The organism is Variovorax sp. OK212 (assembly GCF_900112425.1).
Taxonomy (GTDB): Bacteria; Pseudomonadota; Gammaproteobacteria; order Burkholderiales; family Burkholderiaceae_C; genus Variovorax.
In genome coordinates this window covers 13,422-28,326 of the sequence record NZ_FOLP01000007.1, presented here as the reverse complement: position 1 = coordinate 28,326, position 14,905 = coordinate 13,422, and the positions used below count along the sequence as shown (strand labels likewise).

The following is a 14,905-nucleotide window of genomic DNA, read 5'->3' as shown; positions in this document are numbered from 1 at the left end:
GTCAGCGGCGCCCGGGGCATTCGAGCCCCGGCGTCTGCGAGCGCGGCAGGATCAGCATCGTCAGCGGCTGCGCCATGTCGGGCGGCGGCGGGCCGTCGATGCGCACCTGGCGCAGCGTGTCGAGGATGGCGCCGTCGCGCGCACGGTCGCCGCTGGTGCCCAGGAGAAAGGCGTGGGCGATGCGCCCGGTGCCGTCGACCACGAAGCGCATCGCGGCGCGGTAACCGCCGGGCGCGGTGCGCGGGTTGCCGCAGAAGGCCTCCCAGATGCGGGTCTGCACCAGGCCGTCATAACCGCCATGGCCGCCTTGGCCGCGGGAAGCGGATGTGGATGCGGCGTCGGCTTGCGCTTCAGCCGCGAGCGGCCCCGCACCGGCGGACGCGGACGGCGCCGCCTTCAGCACGAAGGCCGCGGTGGCGCCGGTGCCCGCGTAGTCGGCCACCAGGCCCGTGCCCTGCAGCAAGGTGTTCAGCGCCGCGGCCGGCGTGGCCGTGGCCTGCACGGCCGTCGACTCGCGCCCCGCCACCAGTCCCGCGTCGAAGAACACCGGCAGGCCGGTGCGCAGGCCGTACTGCTCCAGCGCGGCGGTCAGCGGCTGGCGCGCGATGTCGAAGCGAGCGGCCTCGGCCTGCGCGCGCACGGTGGCGCCGGCCAGCGTCATGCACGCGGCGAGCGCGAGGCTTGCAGGAAGAGAGAAAAAAGAGGGTTCATGCCGCATGAGATCGATACGCCCGGCGAAGGCCGCCGCCCGGGGGGCATGTCGAGCCGCATGCTAGGGACGCTTCGTGACGCTCGAATGACGCGGCGCGGCGGCACGGTGGCGCGGCCGCGCCGGGTCAGCACCGCGGCATGCCCGGGCGCGCGCAGATCGGCACGAAGATGCGCGTGGTGCCGCGCTGCACCAGCAGCGCGGCCGCGCCGTCGGCCACGTCCAGCCCCTGCACCAGCGCCTCGGCGGTGTCGATGGGCTGGCCGTTGAGCGCCAGGATCAGGTCGCCCGGCTGCACGCCCGCGCGCGAGGCCGCCGCGTTCACGCGCTGCACCAGCAGCCCGCCGTCCACGCGCAGGAACTGCCGCTCGGCCGGTGCCAGCGGCCTCACGGCGAAGCCCAGGCGCGAAGGTGGCGAAGCCGCTGGCGCCGTGCCGGCGGCCGCGGGCAGGCGCGGTGTGTCGAAGCCCTCCACGCGCACCTCGAGCAGCTGCTCGGCGCGCTCGCGCCACACCCGCAGGCGAATCGCATCGCCCGGCTTCTGCTCGGCGATGAAGCCCAGTACATCGGCCGCCTGCACCACGTCGCGGCCCTGCACCGACAGGATCACGTCGCCCGGCTTCAGCCCGCCGTTGTCGGCCGCGCCGCGCGGCTCCACGTAGTTGACCAGCGCGCCGGCTGGGCGCGGCAGGCGGAAGGTGTCGGCCAGCGCCTGCCCCACCTCCTGCACCGACACGCCGATGCGCCCGCGCGTGACGGTGCCGGTGGCCAGCAGCTGGTCCTTGATGCGCATGGCCGCGTCGATGGGAATGGCGAACGACAGCCCCTGGTAGCCGCCGCTGCGGCTGTAGATGCGCGAGTTGATGCCGATCACCTCGCCGCGCAGGTTGAACAGCGGGCCGCCCGAGTTGCCGGGGTTGATGGGCACGTCGGTCTGCAGGAACTGCATGTACTCCGCGCCCGGCAGCAGCCGCCCCTTGGCGCTCACGATGCCGGCCGTGACCGAGTTGCCGAAGCCGTAGGGCGAGCCGATGGCCACCACCCCGTCGCCGGGCTCCACGCCCGACGGCTCGCCGATGCGCACCGTGGGCAGGCCGCCCGCGTCGATCTTGAGCAACGCCACGTCGGCCACGGCGTCGAGCCCCACCAGCCGTGCCTTGAACTCGCGCCGGTCGGGCAGCTTGACGTTGATCTGCGTGCCGCGCGCCACCACGTGCGCGTTGGTCAGGATGAGCCCGTCCGCGCTCACGATGAAGCCCGTGCCCAGGCTGCTTTCGTCGGCCGGCGCGGGCTGGGGCTGCACGCCCGCGCCCGGCGCCAGGAAGAGCCAGCGGTCGCTGAAACGCCGCGCCGGCGCCGACGGCCGCTCCACGCCGATGTGCACCACGGCGGGCCCGTAGTCCTTCACCAGTTGCGACAGGCCCGAAGCCGGCCAGGGCATGGCCGCGTGCAGCGGCGAGCCGGTTGCGAGGCAGGCCAGCGCGAGCGCGAGCGCACCCCTGGCCGCCGCCCTGCGGGCGCGCGAGACTCTCATCGCTCAGCTGTTGGTGACGAAGCTCAGCGTGAGCTGCAGCACCATCGGCTGGCGCATGTCGCGCGGCGGCGGCTCGGCCAGCGGCTGCGCGGTGAGCAGCGCGCGCAGGTCGGTGTCGGCCTGTGCGTCGCCCAACGAGTCGAAGGCCACGCGCTCGATCTTGCCGTTGGGCGCCACCCACACGCGCACCACCACCGGCGCGGGCGGAATGGGCTGCCCCTCTTTCAGCATGCGCGCCTGCATCCACGCATGCAGGCGCACCACCGTGTCGCTGGCCGGGTCGCTGAGCGACGACTGCAGCTGGTTGCCCGCGAGGTTGGCGTAGCTGACCCAGTGCTGCGGCACCTGCTGCTGCGCCTGCGCCATGGTGGCCATGGGGACGGCGGCGCCGGCAAGGCCCAGGCCGAGCCAGCCCAGCGCCAGGCGCAGGCGGCCCCAGCGGGGCGCGGTTTTCGAGGAAGCGTTCATGGGTCTTTCTGGGATGAAGCTCAGCCGCACAGCACACCGACCGACAGGGTCGATGCCCGCGCGGCCGGCGATTGCGTGGGGCTCAGCTGGGGACTGGCACTCTCGGTGAAGGCGATGTCGTGCGTGCGAAGAAACTGCCGCAGCTGCGAGGCCGGCACCGCGCGCACCTGCGTGGCGCCGGTCACCGCGGCGCTGGAAGACGCGCGGCTGAGCACCATGCCGCCCGCGTGCGGCGCGGCGGGCACGCGCTCCACCACCACGCCGAGCAGCAGGCCGTCGGCGCCCAGCACGGCGCTGCCGCTGGCGCCGGGCTTCACGCCCGAGAGCAGCTGCAGGCCGTCCACGCCCGGCACGGTCATCGCGTTGCTCAGCAGCGCGGCGCGGTCGGGCAGGCGCTGCAGCACGGCGTAGGCCTCGGCGAACACGCCCACGCTGTGGCCGGACGCCGCGTCGCTGAGCGCGAGCGTGGCGCTCAGGTACGGCGTGAGCGTGGTGCGCAGCACCGCCAGGTCGAGCTCCGGGCTGGCGGCAATCACCGTGGCCTGCGCCACCTGCGCGCCCTTGACGGCGAACAGCGTGCGGCAGCCGGTCACCGCGTGCCGCGCGGTCAGCACGTCGCCCGCGGCGTTCAGGAAGACGCCGCTGGCGTTGGTGTCGGGCAAGGCGGTGTCGGCCCGGGCGACGGTGAAAGCGGCACTGAAAGCGGTAGCCAGGGCGGCAACCAGGGCCAGGCACGGCCCGGCCAACGCCGGCCGGCGGAGGCGAGAGAACAAGGTGGCGGGGGGCATGGAGGCGGACGGTCGCGTGGGGTCTCCTGACAAGACGGAAGCCGGCACGCCGGACTGCGCTTTGTCACGAAAACTTCATAAAAAACCGCGCACGGGCCCGGGTACGGGAGGCTGGTGACAATGTCCCGCATGACGCTTGCCCTGTTCGACGACCCGCCCCGCGAGGCGCGCGAGCCGCTCGGTCCCGGTGCCTTCGTGCTGCCGGGCTTCGCCCTGCCCTTCGTCGATGCGCTGCTGCCGGCCATCGACGCGCTGACGGCGCGCGCGCCGTTTCGCCACCTCGTCACGCCCGGGGGCTTCACCATGTCCGTGGCGCTCACCAACTGCGGCGCGCTGGGCTGGACCAGCGACCGGCGCGGCTACCGCTACAGCGCCACCGACCCCGACAGCGGCCTGCCCTGGCCGCCCATGCCCGGGACTTTCGCGCGGCTGGCGCGTGAGGCCGCCGCCGTGGCCGGCTTCGACGGCTTCGTGCCCGACGCCTGCCTGGTCAACCGCTACGCGCCCGGCGCGCGGCTGTCGCTGCACCAGGACAAGGACGAGCACGACTACGGCGCGCCCATCGTCTCGGTGTCGCTCGGCATGCCGGCGGTGTTCCTGTTCGGCGGGCTGGCGCGCACCGACAAGGCCGTGCGCGTGCCGCTCGCGCACGGCGACGTGGTGGTGTGGGGCGGCGAAGACCGGCTGCGCTACCACGGCGTGCTGCCGCTGAAAGAAGAGCCGCACCCGCTGCTGGGTGCGCTTCGCATCAACCTCACATTCCGGAAAGCGGCCTGACACGCATGCAGACCCCCGACAAGCAACTCGACCCCGGCAACGCCATCCGCCAGCTCTACGTGGCGCTGTGGCACTTCGCCGAAGGCGCGCGCGGCCAGCTGCTGGGCGCCACCGCGCTGCTGGCCTCGTCGCAGCTCATCCGCCTCACGCTGCCCTACCTTGCCGGGCAGGCCATCAACTCGCTGCAGCGCGGCAACCTGGGTGGCGCCGGCCGCTGGATCGCGACGCTGGCCGGCGTGTGCGTGGGCGCGTGGGTGCTGCACGGCCCCGGCCGCATCCTGGAGCGCAACGTCGGCATGAAGGTGCGCGAGCGGCTGGCCGACGAGCTCTACGCGCGCATCGCCTGCGCGCCGCTGGCCTGGCACGACGGCCACCACTCGGGCGAGCTGCAGCACCGCGTGCACCAGGCCAGCCGGGCGCTGTCGGACTTCGCGCAGAACCAGTTCATCTGGCTCACCAACGCCGTCAACTTCGTCGGGCCGCTGGTGGCGCTGGCGCTGCTGTCGCGCACCAGCGGCGTGACGGCGCTGGCGGGCTACGTGCTGATCGGGCTGGTGATCGTGCGCATCGACCGCGCGCTGATGAAGCTGGCGCGCGCCGAGAACGACGCCGACCGCCGCTACGTGGCCGCGCTGCTCGACTTCCTGGGCAACGCCTCGACCGTGATCGGCCTGCGCCTGCAGGGCGCGTCGCGGCTGCTGCTGCGCCGGCGCATGGCGGCCATCTCGCTGCCGCTGAAGCGCACCGTGGTGCTGAACGAAGGCAAGTGGTTCGCGGTCGACGTGATGGGGCTGGCGCTGACCTGGGGCCTGGTGGTGGTCTACGTGTGGCAGGCGCGCGCGCCGGGCCAGGTGGTGATGCTGGGCGCGGTGTTCATGATCTACCAGTACGCGCAGCAGGCCGCGGGCGTGCTCACCTCGGTGGCCGCCAACTTCAGCTTCTTCGCGCGCATGCACACCGACTACAGCAGCGCCGAGCCGATCTGGCAGGCGCCGTCGGGCGACGTGCTCGCCGCGCCGCCCGAGCAGGTGCCGGAGCGCGAACGCATCCTTGCCGACGCGCCGTGGCGGCAGCTCGACATCCAGGCGCTGCAGTGGCGCTACGCCGCGCGCGGTGCGTGGCCCGAGGCGGCCGACATCCCGACCGATGCCCAAGCCGACACCGGCACCGAACCCGCGCGCAGCGGCCTGCACGACGTGGCGCTCACGCTGCGCCGCGGCCAGCGCGTGGCGCTGGTCGGCCCGAGCGGCGGCGGCAAGAGCACGCTGCTGCGCGTGCTGGCCGGGCTGTATCCGCCGCACAGCGGCACGCTGCTGTTCGACGGCCAGCCCATGGACTGGGCCCGGCTGCGCCGCGTGGCCACGCTGATCCCGCAGGAAACCGAGCTCTTCGAGGCCAGCGTCCGCGAGAACCTCGCCTTCGGCCAGCCGCGCGACGACGCGCTGCTGCTCGCGGCCCTGCGCACCAGCACCTTCGACGAGGTGCTGAAGGCCACCAGCGGCAACCTCGACACCGCCGTGTCGGAGCGCGGCTTCAACCTGTCGGGCGGCCAGCGCCAGCGGCTGTGCCTGGCGCGCGGCGTGCTCGCGGCGCAGGGCAGCTCGCTGCTGCTGCTCGACGAGCCCACCAGCGCGCTCGACGCCAGCACCGAGGCGCGCGTGCTCGCACGCATCGCCGAGGCCTTTCCCGACGCCTGCGTGATCGCATCGATCCACCGGCTGAGCCTGCTGGAGCGCTTCGACACCGTGGTGCTGATGGAGGCCGGCCGCGTGCTCGACCACGGCCCGCGCGACGCGGTGCTGGCGCGCCAGCCGCTGCTGCAGCGCATGACCGCGCCGGCCGGCGCGCACGGCTGAAGAAAGCACTGCCGGAAAGCGCTGCCGGAAAGCGCTGGCGGAAAGCGCGTCGGAAAGCGCGTCGGCTAGGGCAGGTTCTCCCTGAAGATCACCTGGCTGCGCGTGGTCTCCACGCCGCTCAGCGCCTCGCGCTTGTCGCGCAGATTGGTGAAGATGCGCACGCAGCTCATCAGCGTGGTGTGCGGGCTCTGGGTGATCACCGCGTCCATGCTGCCGTCGATCAGCAGCGCGCGCGTGTCGGGCGTCAGCCCGTGGCCGATGAAGACCACCTTCTGCTCGCGCCCCGCTTCCTTCAGCGCGCGCGCCACGCCGTCCGACGCGCCGCCGATGTTGTAGATGCCGCCCATGTCGGGGTGCTGCTCCAGCAGCGCGCGCGTCTGGCGGTAGTTCTTGCCCGCGTCGTCCTGCCCTTCGCGCAGGCCCACCACCTCGAGCCGCGGGAACATCTCGTCGATGACGTGCAGGAAGCCGGCCTCGCGTTCCTCGTGCGCCTTGTAGCTCAGGCTGCCCGCGATGAGCGCGACCTTGGCCGTGCGCGCGCCGATGAAGCGCCCGATGAGGTAGCCCGCCGTGCGCCCGGCCGCGCGGTTGTCCAGCCCCACGAAGGCCGCGCGCTCGGAGTTCGACAGGTCCGAAATGAGCGTGACCACCGGCAGCCCGCGCGCCGCCAGCGCGGCCACCGCCTCGCGCACCGCGGGGTGCTCCAGCGCCATCATCGCGATGCCGTCGCAGCGCTGGCCGTGCCGGCGCAGGGCGTCGGCCAGCTCGTGCGGGTTGAAGCTCTCGATGAACACCGTGCGGCACTGCACGTTGAACGGCGCCCAGTGCTCCTGCGAGTAGCCCACCATGTCGCCCAGCATGCGGATGAAGCGGTTGGTGCCGGCCGGCAGCAGGAACACCAGCCGCAGCGGCGGCGGCGTGAGCGCCGCGTACAGCTCGGGGCCCGGCAGGTAGTCGAGCTCGCCCGCGGCCTTGAGCACGCGCTGCACCGTGGCGTCGCGCACGCCGGGGCGGCGGTTGAGCACGCGGTCGACCGTGGCGGTCGAGACCTGCGCGGCGCGGGCGATGTCGACCACGCGGGCGCGGCGCGCGTCAGGCAAAGCCGCCGTGTCCGCTGCCGATACAGGTGCCGAAGCCGGCGCAGAAATGATTGAAGGGTTTTCCCGCATACATCAAAAACCATCAGCCAAAAGTTTGACCCGGATCATGCAGGCTTTTATCTTCGCTGTGACTCGAATTGAATGGTGCATCAGATTGCATCATTCACACCGCCAGCTCAGAAGACTCACGGAGACAAGACACACATGACCTCGCTGACCCGCCGAAGTGCCCTGCGCACGCTTTCCGCCCTCCCCGCCGCCGGCATCGTGTCGGCCGTGCCGCGCATCGCGCGCGCCGCCGAGTTCTCGTACAAGTACGGCAACAACCTGCCGCTGAGCCATCCGCTGAATGTGCGGGCGCAGGAGGCGGCCGACCGCATCGCCAAGGAAACCAAGGGCCGCGTGGAGATCAAGATCTTCCCGAACAACCAGCTCGGCGGCGACACCGACATGCTGGCGCAGGTGCGCTCGGGCGGCATCGAGTTCTTCACGCCCTCGGCCCTGGTCATTGCCACGCTGGTGCCGGTGGCCGCCATCAACGCGGTGGGCTTCGCCTTCAGCGACTACAACCAGGTGTGGGCCGCCATGGACGGCAAGCTCGGCGCGCACGTGCGTGGCGCCATCGCCAAGTCGCGCCTGTATGCCTTCGAGAAGATGTGGGACAACGGCTTTCGCCAGACCACCAGCAGCAAGGCCGCGGTGGCGAATGCCAAGGACATGGACGGCCTGAAGATCCGCGTGCCCGTGAGCCCGCTGTCGATCTCGATGTTCAAGGGCCTGGGCGCCGCGCCCGCCAGCCTGCAGTTCAGCGAGGTGTACTCGGCCCTGCAGACCAGGATCGTCGACGCGCAGGAAAACCCGCTGCCCATCATCCAGGTGGCCAAGCTGTTCGAGGTGCAGAAGTTCTGCTCGCTGACCAACCACATCTGGGACGGCTACTGGTTCATTGCCAACGGCCGCGCCTGGGACGCGCTGCCCGACGACCTGAAGACCATCGTGGCGCGCGCCATCAACGAAGCCGGCATGCAGCAGCGCGAAGACATCAAGAAGCTCAACGAGTCGGTGGTGGGCGACCTCCAAGCCAAGGGCCTGGCCATCAACCGCCCCACCGCCGACAGCTTTCGCGCCAAGCTGCGCGAGTCGGGCTTCTACGGCGAATGGAAGGGCCGCTTCGGCCCCGAGGCCTGGGCGCTGCTCGAAGGCGCGGTCGGCAAGCTGGCCTGATCACCCATGGCGCATGAATCGACTTTCGAGGCGGCCACCTTCGCGGGCGCGGGCCCTTCGGCCAACCCGCTGAGCGCGCTGGCCGCGCGCGCCGACCGGACGATCGGCGGCGCGGTGGAGGCCATGGCCGCGCTGCTGGTGCTGGCCGAGATCTGCGTGCTGTTCGCCGGCGTGGTGTCGCGCTACGTGTTCCATGCGCCGCTGGTGTGGTCGGACGAGCTCGCCTCCATCCTCTTCCTGTGGCTGTCGATGCTGGGCGCCGTGGTGGCGCTGCGCCGCGGCGAGCACATGCGCATGACCGCGCTGGTGCAGAAGGTGCAACCGCAGACCCGCGCCATGCTCGACGCCTTCGCCATTGCCGCGTCGGTCGCGTTCCTGGTGCTCATCATCTGGCCGTCGATCGACTACGCGCACGAAGAGTCGTTCATCGTCACGCCCGCGCTCGAGATCAGCAACGCATGGCGCGCGGCGGCCATTCCGGCGGGCATCGGCATCATGCTGGTGATGGCGCTGCTGCGCCTGTTGCGCGTGTGCACCGGCCGGCAGATTGCCGTCGCCCTGCTCGGCATGGCCGCGCTGGTCGGCGCCTTCTGGCTCGCGGCGCCGCTGTTCGCCACGCTCGGCAAGTTCAACCTGGTGATCTTCTTCGTGGTCATCGTGGCGGCCACGGTGCTGTCGGGCGTGCCCATTGCGTTCTCGTTCGCGCTGGCCACCTTCGGCTACCTGGCGCTCACCACGCGCACGCCCATGCTGGTGATGGTCGGGCGGCTCGACGAAGGCATGTCGCACCTGATCCTGCTGGCGGTGCCGCTGTTCATCTTCCTGGGCGCGCTCATCGAAATGACCGGCATGGCGCGCGCCATGATCCAGTTCCTGGCCAGCCTGCTGGGCCATGTGCGCGGTGGCCTCTCCTACGTGCTCATCGGCGCCATGTACCTGGTGTCGGGCATCTCGGGCTCGAAGATCGCCGACATGGCGGCCATTGCGCCCGTGCTGTTCCCCGAGATGGTCAAGCGCGGCGCCAAGCCCGGCGACCTGGTCGCGCTGCTGTCGGCCACCGGCGCGCAGACCGAGACCATTCCGCCGTCGATCGTGCTCATAACCATCGGCTCGGTCACCGGCATCTCGATTGCCGCGCTGTTCACGGGCGGCCTGCTGCCGGCCGTGGTGCTGGGCGCGGCGCTGTGCGCGGTCGTGTGGTGGCGCTACCGCCGCGAAGACCTGAGCGGCGTGCAGCGCTACAGCAAGCGCGAGATCGGCAAGCTGCTGATGGTCGCGCTGCCCGCGGTGCTGCTGCCCTTCGTGATCCGTGCCGCCGTGGTCGAGGGCGTGGCCACCGCCACCGAGGTGTCGACCATCGGCATCGTCTACTCGGCCATCGTGGGCCTGGTGGTGTACCGGCAGTTCGACTGGAAGCGGCTCAAGCCGATGCTGGTCGACACCGCGTCGCTGTCTGGCGCCATCATCTTCATCGTGGGCTGCGCCACCGCCATGGCCTGGGGCCTCACGCAGTCGGGTTTCTCGCAGGACCTGGCGCGGGTGATGGGCACGCTGCCCGGCGGGGCCTACGGGTTCCTGGCGGTGTCGATCGTCGCCTTCATCGTGCTGGGCAGCGTGCTCGAAGGCATTCCGGCCATCGTGCTGTTCGGCCCGCTGCTGTTTCCCATTGCCAAGGCCGCGGGCGTGCACGAGGTGCACTACGCCATGGTCGTCATCTTCTCGATGGGCATCGGCCTGTTCGCGCCGCCCTTCGGCGTGGGCTACTACGGCGCGTGCGCCGTGAGCAAGGTCAACCCCGACGAAGGCATCAAGCACATCTGGGGCTACATCGGCGCGATGCTGGTCGGCCTGGTGATCGTGGCCGCGTTTCCGTGGTTCTCGACCGGCTTCCTGAAATTCTGAACACAACAACACACTCACATCCACGGAGCCAACTGAAATGAGTCGATTCCTCGGCGAGATCCGCCAACTGGGCTATGTCGTGCACGACATCGAAGCCGCCATGGACTACTGGAGCACCAAGCTGGGCGTGGGCCCGTGGTTCTACAACCCCAAGGTGCCCATCAAGAACTACCGCTACAACGGCGAGGCGCACGAGCCGCACAACTCGGTGGCGCTGGCCAACTCGGGCTACGTGCAGGTCGAGCTGATCCAGACGCGCAACGACGTGCCCTCGATGTACCGCGACTTCCTGCAGGCCGGGCGCACCGGGCTGCAGCACGTCGCCTACTGGACCGCCGACTACGACGCCGACCTGGCACGCCTCACCAACCAAGGCTTCAAGCCCGTGATGAGCGGCGAAGTGGGCGAGCGCGGCCGCTTCATCTACTTCGACACCGAGTACCACCCGGGCACCGTCATCGAGCTGTCGGAAGTGGCCGGGCCGAAGGGCAAGATGTTCGACCTGATCCGCAGCGCCTCCGAAGGCTGGGACGGCAGCGAGCCGGTGCGGCCCTTTCCCGACCTGAGCAAGCTGTGAGCACGATGGCGCCCGAACGCATCCGCGCGCGCTACCTCATCGAGACGCCGCACGACCTGGCCGCCGTGGCGGAGGTGATGGCGGGCGAACAGTCATGCGGCACCTTTACCCGTGTCGAAGGCGAGACCGATGCGCTGCGCGCACGGGCGCGCGCAACGGTCGAGGCCATCACCGAGCTGGATTCGGCCAGCGTGCCTTCGCTGCCCAACGCGCTGCTCGAACGCAAAGGGGCGAAGGGACCGTGGCGTCGCGCGCATGTCGACATCGCGTTTCCGGTAGCCAACATCGGCGCGAACCTGCCGACGCTGGCCGCGACCGTGTCGGGCAACCTGTACGACCTGGGCGAAGTGACCGGGCTGCGGCTCGAATCGCTGCAAGTGCCTGCCGCCTACCGCGCGCAATTCGACATGCCGCGCCTGGGCATTGCAGGCACGCGCCGCGCGACCGGCGTGGCGAGCGGTGCGCTGGTCGGCACCATCATCAAGCCGAACGTGGGCCTCAGCGCCTCGGAGACCGCCGAGCTGGTCGGCCGGCTCTGCGCCGCGGGCGTCGATTTCATCAAGGACGACGAGGTGTGCGCCGACCCCGCGCACGCCCCGCTGGCCGAGCGCGTGCCGGCCGTGATGGCCGTGGTGCGCGACCACCAGCAGCGCACCGGCAAGCACGTGATGGTGGCGTTCAACATCACCGACGAGACCGACGCGATGAAGCGCCACGCCGACCTCGTCGAGCGCGAAGGCGGCTCCTGCGTGATGGCCAGCCTGAACTGGTGCGGCCACTCGGGCATGCAGACGCTGCGGCGGCACACCGCTCTGGCGCTGCACGGGCACCGCAACGGCTATGGCGCGCTGTCGCGGCACCCGCTGCTGGGCATCTCGTTCCAGGCCTACCAGACGCTGTGGCGGCTGGCGGGCGTGGACCACATGCATGTGCACGGACTGCAGGGCAAGTTCTCGCAACCCGACAGCGAAGTCATCGAATCTGCGCAGGACTGCTACACGCCGCTGACCGATGCGGCGGACGACCGCGTGATGCCGGCGTTTTCCTCTGGCCAGTGGGCCGGCACCGTGCCCGCGACCTGGCAGGCCATCGGCAGCGACGACCTGCTCTTCATGGCGGGCGGCGGCATCCTCGCGCACCCCGACGGCGCGGCCGCGGGCGTCACCAGCATCCGGCAGGCCTGGTCGGCCGCGCGAGCGGGCGTGCCGCTGGCGGACGCCGCCAGGGACCAGCGCGAACTGGCGCGCGCCCTCGCCTTCTTCGGCAAGCCATGAGGCCGTCTCCGGCGGTCGTCTATTACGGCGACGATTTCACCGGCGCCACCGACACGCTGGGCACCGCCGCGCGCGCCGGGCTGCGCGCGTTGCTGTTCCTGAAGACGCCGGACGCGGCGCGGCTCGAACGCGCGGGTGCCCTCGACGTGCTCGGCATCGCAGGCGCCGCACGCGCCATGACGCCCGACGAAATGCAGGCTGAGCTGCGGCCCGTGGCCGCCCTCTTCCGCTCGCTGGGTGCGCGCGTGCTGCACTACAAGACCTGCTCGACCTTCGACAGCGCACCGCACATCGGCTCCATCGGCGCGGCCGTGCGCGTGCTGCGCGCGGCCGTGCAGCAGCCATGGACCGCGATCGTCGGCGGGCAGCCCAACCTGGGCCGCTACTGCCTGTTCGGCAACCTGTTCGCGGCGGCGGGCAGCGGCGGCGAGGTGTTTCGCATCGACCGCCATCCAACGATGAGCCGGCACCCGGTGACGCCCATGGACGAGGCGGACCTGCGCGTGCACCTGTCGAAGCAGGGTCTCCCGGACGTGTGCTCCGTGCCCTTCACGGCGGCGTCGCGCGGCAGCGACGCGCTGGACACTGCGCTGCGCCAGGCATTGAAGTCGCCGCCCGCGGACGCCGTGCTGTTCGACGTGGCGGATGCATCGCAACTCGCGGCCATCGGCGACGTGCTGTGGGCGCGCGCGCGGAACTCGACGATGCTGGCGGTGGGGCCCAGCAGCGTGGTCGACGCGCTGGCGACGGCCATGCCCGCATCGCGCGAGGGGCGCGGTGGTGCAACGGCCGAGCGAGCGCGCGTCACGCCCGCGCGGGGCCCCGTGCTCGTGCTGGCCGGCAGCCTGTCGCCGGTGACCGCGCGCCAGGTGGCCGCATCGTCGTCGTTCGACATCGTGTGGCTCGATGCGCAGAAGCTAGCGCAACGCGACCCGTCGGCCCTGGCCGGTCATGCGGAGGCGATCGCGTACAGCCTGGGACGCGGGCACAACGTGCTGGCATGCACCCGCACACCCAACGCAGCGCCCTCAGGTGCCGCGCTCGATGCGCAAGCCCTTGCACGCGCTGGCGGCGACCTGCTGGCGAAGGTGCTGGCGACAACCCCGCTGAAACGCGTCGGCATCGCCGGCGGGGATACCTCGAGCCACGGCGTGCAGGCGCTCGATGCGTGGGGGTTGTCCTATGCGGCCGACATGGGCGCCGGCGCGTCACTGTGCAGGGTGCACAGCGACGATGCGACGCTCGATGGCATGGAGATCATGCTGAAGGGGGGGCAGATGGGGACGGTGGATGTGTTTGAGAGGTTGGTGCATGGGGACGTTGCCTGAACCCACTCGCAGTTCGGTTCGTCAGAGCTTCCCCGTGTCCTTCGGGTTGTGCACGATCTGGATCAGCACATCGGGCGTGTAGGACTTCGTGCGCGAGATCTCCGCGATCTCGCCGCCCTCCGCCCCCGCGAAGACCAGCACGCCTTGCCCCTTGTAGGCAAGGTAGTGGCGCCAGCGGTCGGTGCCCTTGTAGGTCGGCACCCAGGCCTTGCCCGTGTTTCGCACCGTCTCCGCATTCGGCTTGCCTGCGATCTTGATGGCCTCCGCGTAGGTCATGCTGGGGCGAAGCTGCGCGAAAGCAGTGCCGGGTGTGGGTTGGCCGATGACGGGGCGCTCTTCGTCTTCATCGGCTGCGACCAATGCGCGGCGGGTGGGCTCGTACAGCGGCGCGGACTGGCAAGCGGAGAGTGCGACGCATGCGAGCGTGATGGTGCAGAGGGTGCGGTAGTTCATTTGTTGGGTTCCTCCTGTTGTTGCTGTTGTGTTGCTTGCTAGCGGGAAGCCAGAGGTCGGGTTGAACCTCAGCGTGAGCTTCGCGTTGCGTTGGCGACCCTGTCGGCGCTGATCCACAGCCGAGCGCCGAGCGCCAGGGACCACGCCGTGGCGCCCGGCAAGGACGATCGCCTCAAGAGGCAGAGGAAGGCGCCGGCACGTCTTTCGTTTCCGTTGCTTGCCCAGCGCGCTTGATTCGCGGCCCCAGGCGTCCCAGCACGTCATCGGTGACAAACGTCTGCTCGCCCAGGTTGTTGAGGTCGGATCGAAGTTCAACGAGTATCGAACGCCCTTGCGGCGCATACCCCGCGCCACTGGAAGGCATGTAGATGAACAAAGGCGGCTGGCTGCTGACTCGTGGCGCAGGAGGCGGCGCTCGAAAGACAGGCATCGCGCCTGCGGTTTGCCGCATGTACGGGTCATGGAGACCGACCACGCGGTCGCTGTCGCTGTCGCTGTCGGGCTGCGTACCCTGGGTCGCCTGGCTCGCCTGGCTCGCCTTGCTCGCCTTGCTCACTTCCACATCGGCATGCGAGCGCCCTTGCCCCAAAATGTCCTCGCCCGTGAGCACGGTGGTGTCGATGGTTCCTTCAACGATCTTGAACGCCGGTGCTCCGGCCTCTTTTGCGACTTGCGCGCTGCGGTAGAGCATGAAGGCGTCGGCCCAGCGCACCGGCGTGCGCGTCGAACCGGTGAAGCGAACGCGGTAGAGCTGATCAGACAGTTTGCTGCTTGCGTAGCCGAAGTTGTTGCCTTCGGCACCGGCCGCGCGATACGGTGTCGGCCCGACGCAAGCAGTCAGCATGGCTGCCGACATCAGCGTGGCGAGCACGGCCGCCGTTCTGGAAATTTCTTGTTTTCTCATTGTTGTACCTC

14 protein-coding genes are annotated in these 14,905 nt (G+C 70.6%); 7 read left to right on the top strand and 7 right to left on the bottom strand.

What is annotated here, in order from left to right; genetic code table 11:
* Position 1: 1 nt before the first annotated feature.
* The 4 genes from BM004_RS21065 to BM004_RS21050 all read right to left on the bottom strand — a co-directional run bounded on the left by BM004_RS21065 (position 2) and on the right by BM004_RS21050 (position 3,373).
* A complete protein-coding gene (locus tag BM004_RS21065; protein WP_093216419.1) occupies positions 2–661 on the bottom strand; it encodes a secretin and TonB N-terminal domain-containing protein in 660 nt (219 codons plus the stop codon).
* A 175-nt stretch (positions 662–836) separates the two neighbouring features.
* Positions 837–2,243, bottom strand: coding sequence for a trypsin-like peptidase domain-containing protein (locus tag BM004_RS21060; RefSeq protein WP_093216416.1), 1,407 nt, complete (start codon positions 2,241–2,243; stop codon positions 837–839).
* A 3-nt stretch (positions 2,244–2,246) separates the two neighbouring features.
* The gene (locus BM004_RS21055) at positions 2,247–2,711 is read right to left on the bottom strand and encodes an energy transducer TonB (RefSeq protein ID WP_093216414.1); all 465 of its coding nucleotides are present in this window, start codon (positions 2,709–2,711) and stop codon (positions 2,247–2,249) included.
* A 20-nt stretch (positions 2,712–2,731) separates the two neighbouring features.
* Entirely contained in the window at positions 2,732–3,373 is a 642-nt protein-coding gene (locus BM004_RS21050) for a S1 family peptidase (protein ID WP_093216411.1), read from the bottom strand.
* A 255-nt stretch (positions 3,374–3,628) separates the two neighbouring features.
* Here BM004_RS21050 and alkB point away from each other — a divergent pair, with 255 nt between their 5' ends.
* Together alkB and BM004_RS21040 are read left to right on the top strand one after the other, a co-directional pair.
* Positions 3,629–4,276: a DNA oxidative demethylase AlkB gene (gene alkB, locus BM004_RS21045; protein ID WP_093216409.1), complete on the top strand. Its 648-nt coding sequence runs from the start codon at positions 3,629–3,631 to the stop codon at positions 4,274–4,276.
* Between the two features lie 5 nt (positions 4,277–4,281).
* Positions 4,282–6,132, top strand: a complete 1,851-nt coding sequence (locus BM004_RS21040; protein WP_093216406.1) for an ABC transporter ATP-binding protein — start codon at positions 4,282–4,284, stop codon at positions 6,130–6,132.
* A gap of 65 nt (positions 6,133–6,197) precedes the next feature.
* On the opposite strand, the gene BM004_RS21035 is transcribed toward BM004_RS21040, so the two are convergent.
* The gene (locus BM004_RS21035) at positions 6,198–7,301 is read right to left on the bottom strand and encodes a LacI family DNA-binding transcriptional regulator (protein WP_256219975.1); all 1,104 of its coding nucleotides are present in this window, start codon (positions 7,299–7,301) and stop codon (positions 6,198–6,200) included.
* A 135-nt stretch (positions 7,302–7,436) separates the two neighbouring features.
* Here BM004_RS21035 and BM004_RS21030 point away from each other — a divergent pair, with 135 nt between their 5' ends.
* From BM004_RS21030 to BM004_RS21010, 5 genes are read left to right on the top strand one after another with little or no spacing between them, the layout of a single operon-like run.
* Positions 7,437–8,456 carry a TRAP transporter substrate-binding protein gene (locus tag BM004_RS21030; RefSeq protein WP_093216404.1) on the top strand — a complete coding sequence of 340 codons (1,020 nt, stop codon included), beginning with the start codon at positions 7,437–7,439 and terminating at the stop codon, positions 8,454–8,456.
* Positions 8,457–8,462: 6 nt separating this feature from the next.
* Complete coding sequence (locus tag BM004_RS21025) at positions 8,463–10,358, top strand: TRAP transporter large permease (RefSeq protein WP_093216401.1); 1,896 nt, start codon at positions 8,463–8,465, stop codon at positions 10,356–10,358.
* Between the two features lie 37 nt (positions 10,359–10,395).
* Positions 10,396–10,935: a VOC family protein gene (locus BM004_RS21020; RefSeq protein ID WP_093216399.1), complete on the top strand. Its 540-nt coding sequence runs from the start codon at positions 10,396–10,398 to the stop codon at positions 10,933–10,935.
* 5 nt (positions 10,936–10,940) lie between these two features.
* Positions 10,941–12,209, top strand: coding sequence for a ribulose-bisphosphate carboxylase large subunit family protein (locus BM004_RS21015; RefSeq protein ID WP_093216820.1), 1,269 nt, complete (start codon positions 10,941–10,943; stop codon positions 12,207–12,209).
* Positions 12,206–13,537: a four-carbon acid sugar kinase family protein gene (locus BM004_RS21010; protein WP_093216396.1), complete on the top strand. Its 1,332-nt coding sequence runs from the start codon at positions 12,206–12,208 to the stop codon at positions 13,535–13,537. The genes BM004_RS21015 and BM004_RS21010 overlap by 4 nt, the downstream gene beginning before the upstream one ends.
* 21 nt (positions 13,538–13,558) lie before the next feature.
* Here BM004_RS21010 and BM004_RS21005 read toward each other — a convergent pair whose 3' ends face one another.
* Positions 13,559–13,990, bottom strand: a complete 432-nt coding sequence (locus BM004_RS21005) for a hypothetical protein (protein ID WP_093132017.1) — start codon at positions 13,988–13,990, stop codon at positions 13,559–13,561.
* Positions 13,991–14,162: 172 nt separating this feature from the next.
* Entirely contained in the window at positions 14,163–14,894 is a 732-nt protein-coding gene (locus BM004_RS21000) for a CC0125/CC1285 family lipoprotein (RefSeq protein WP_143072462.1), read from the bottom strand.
* Positions 14,895–14,905: the final 11 nt, after the last annotated feature.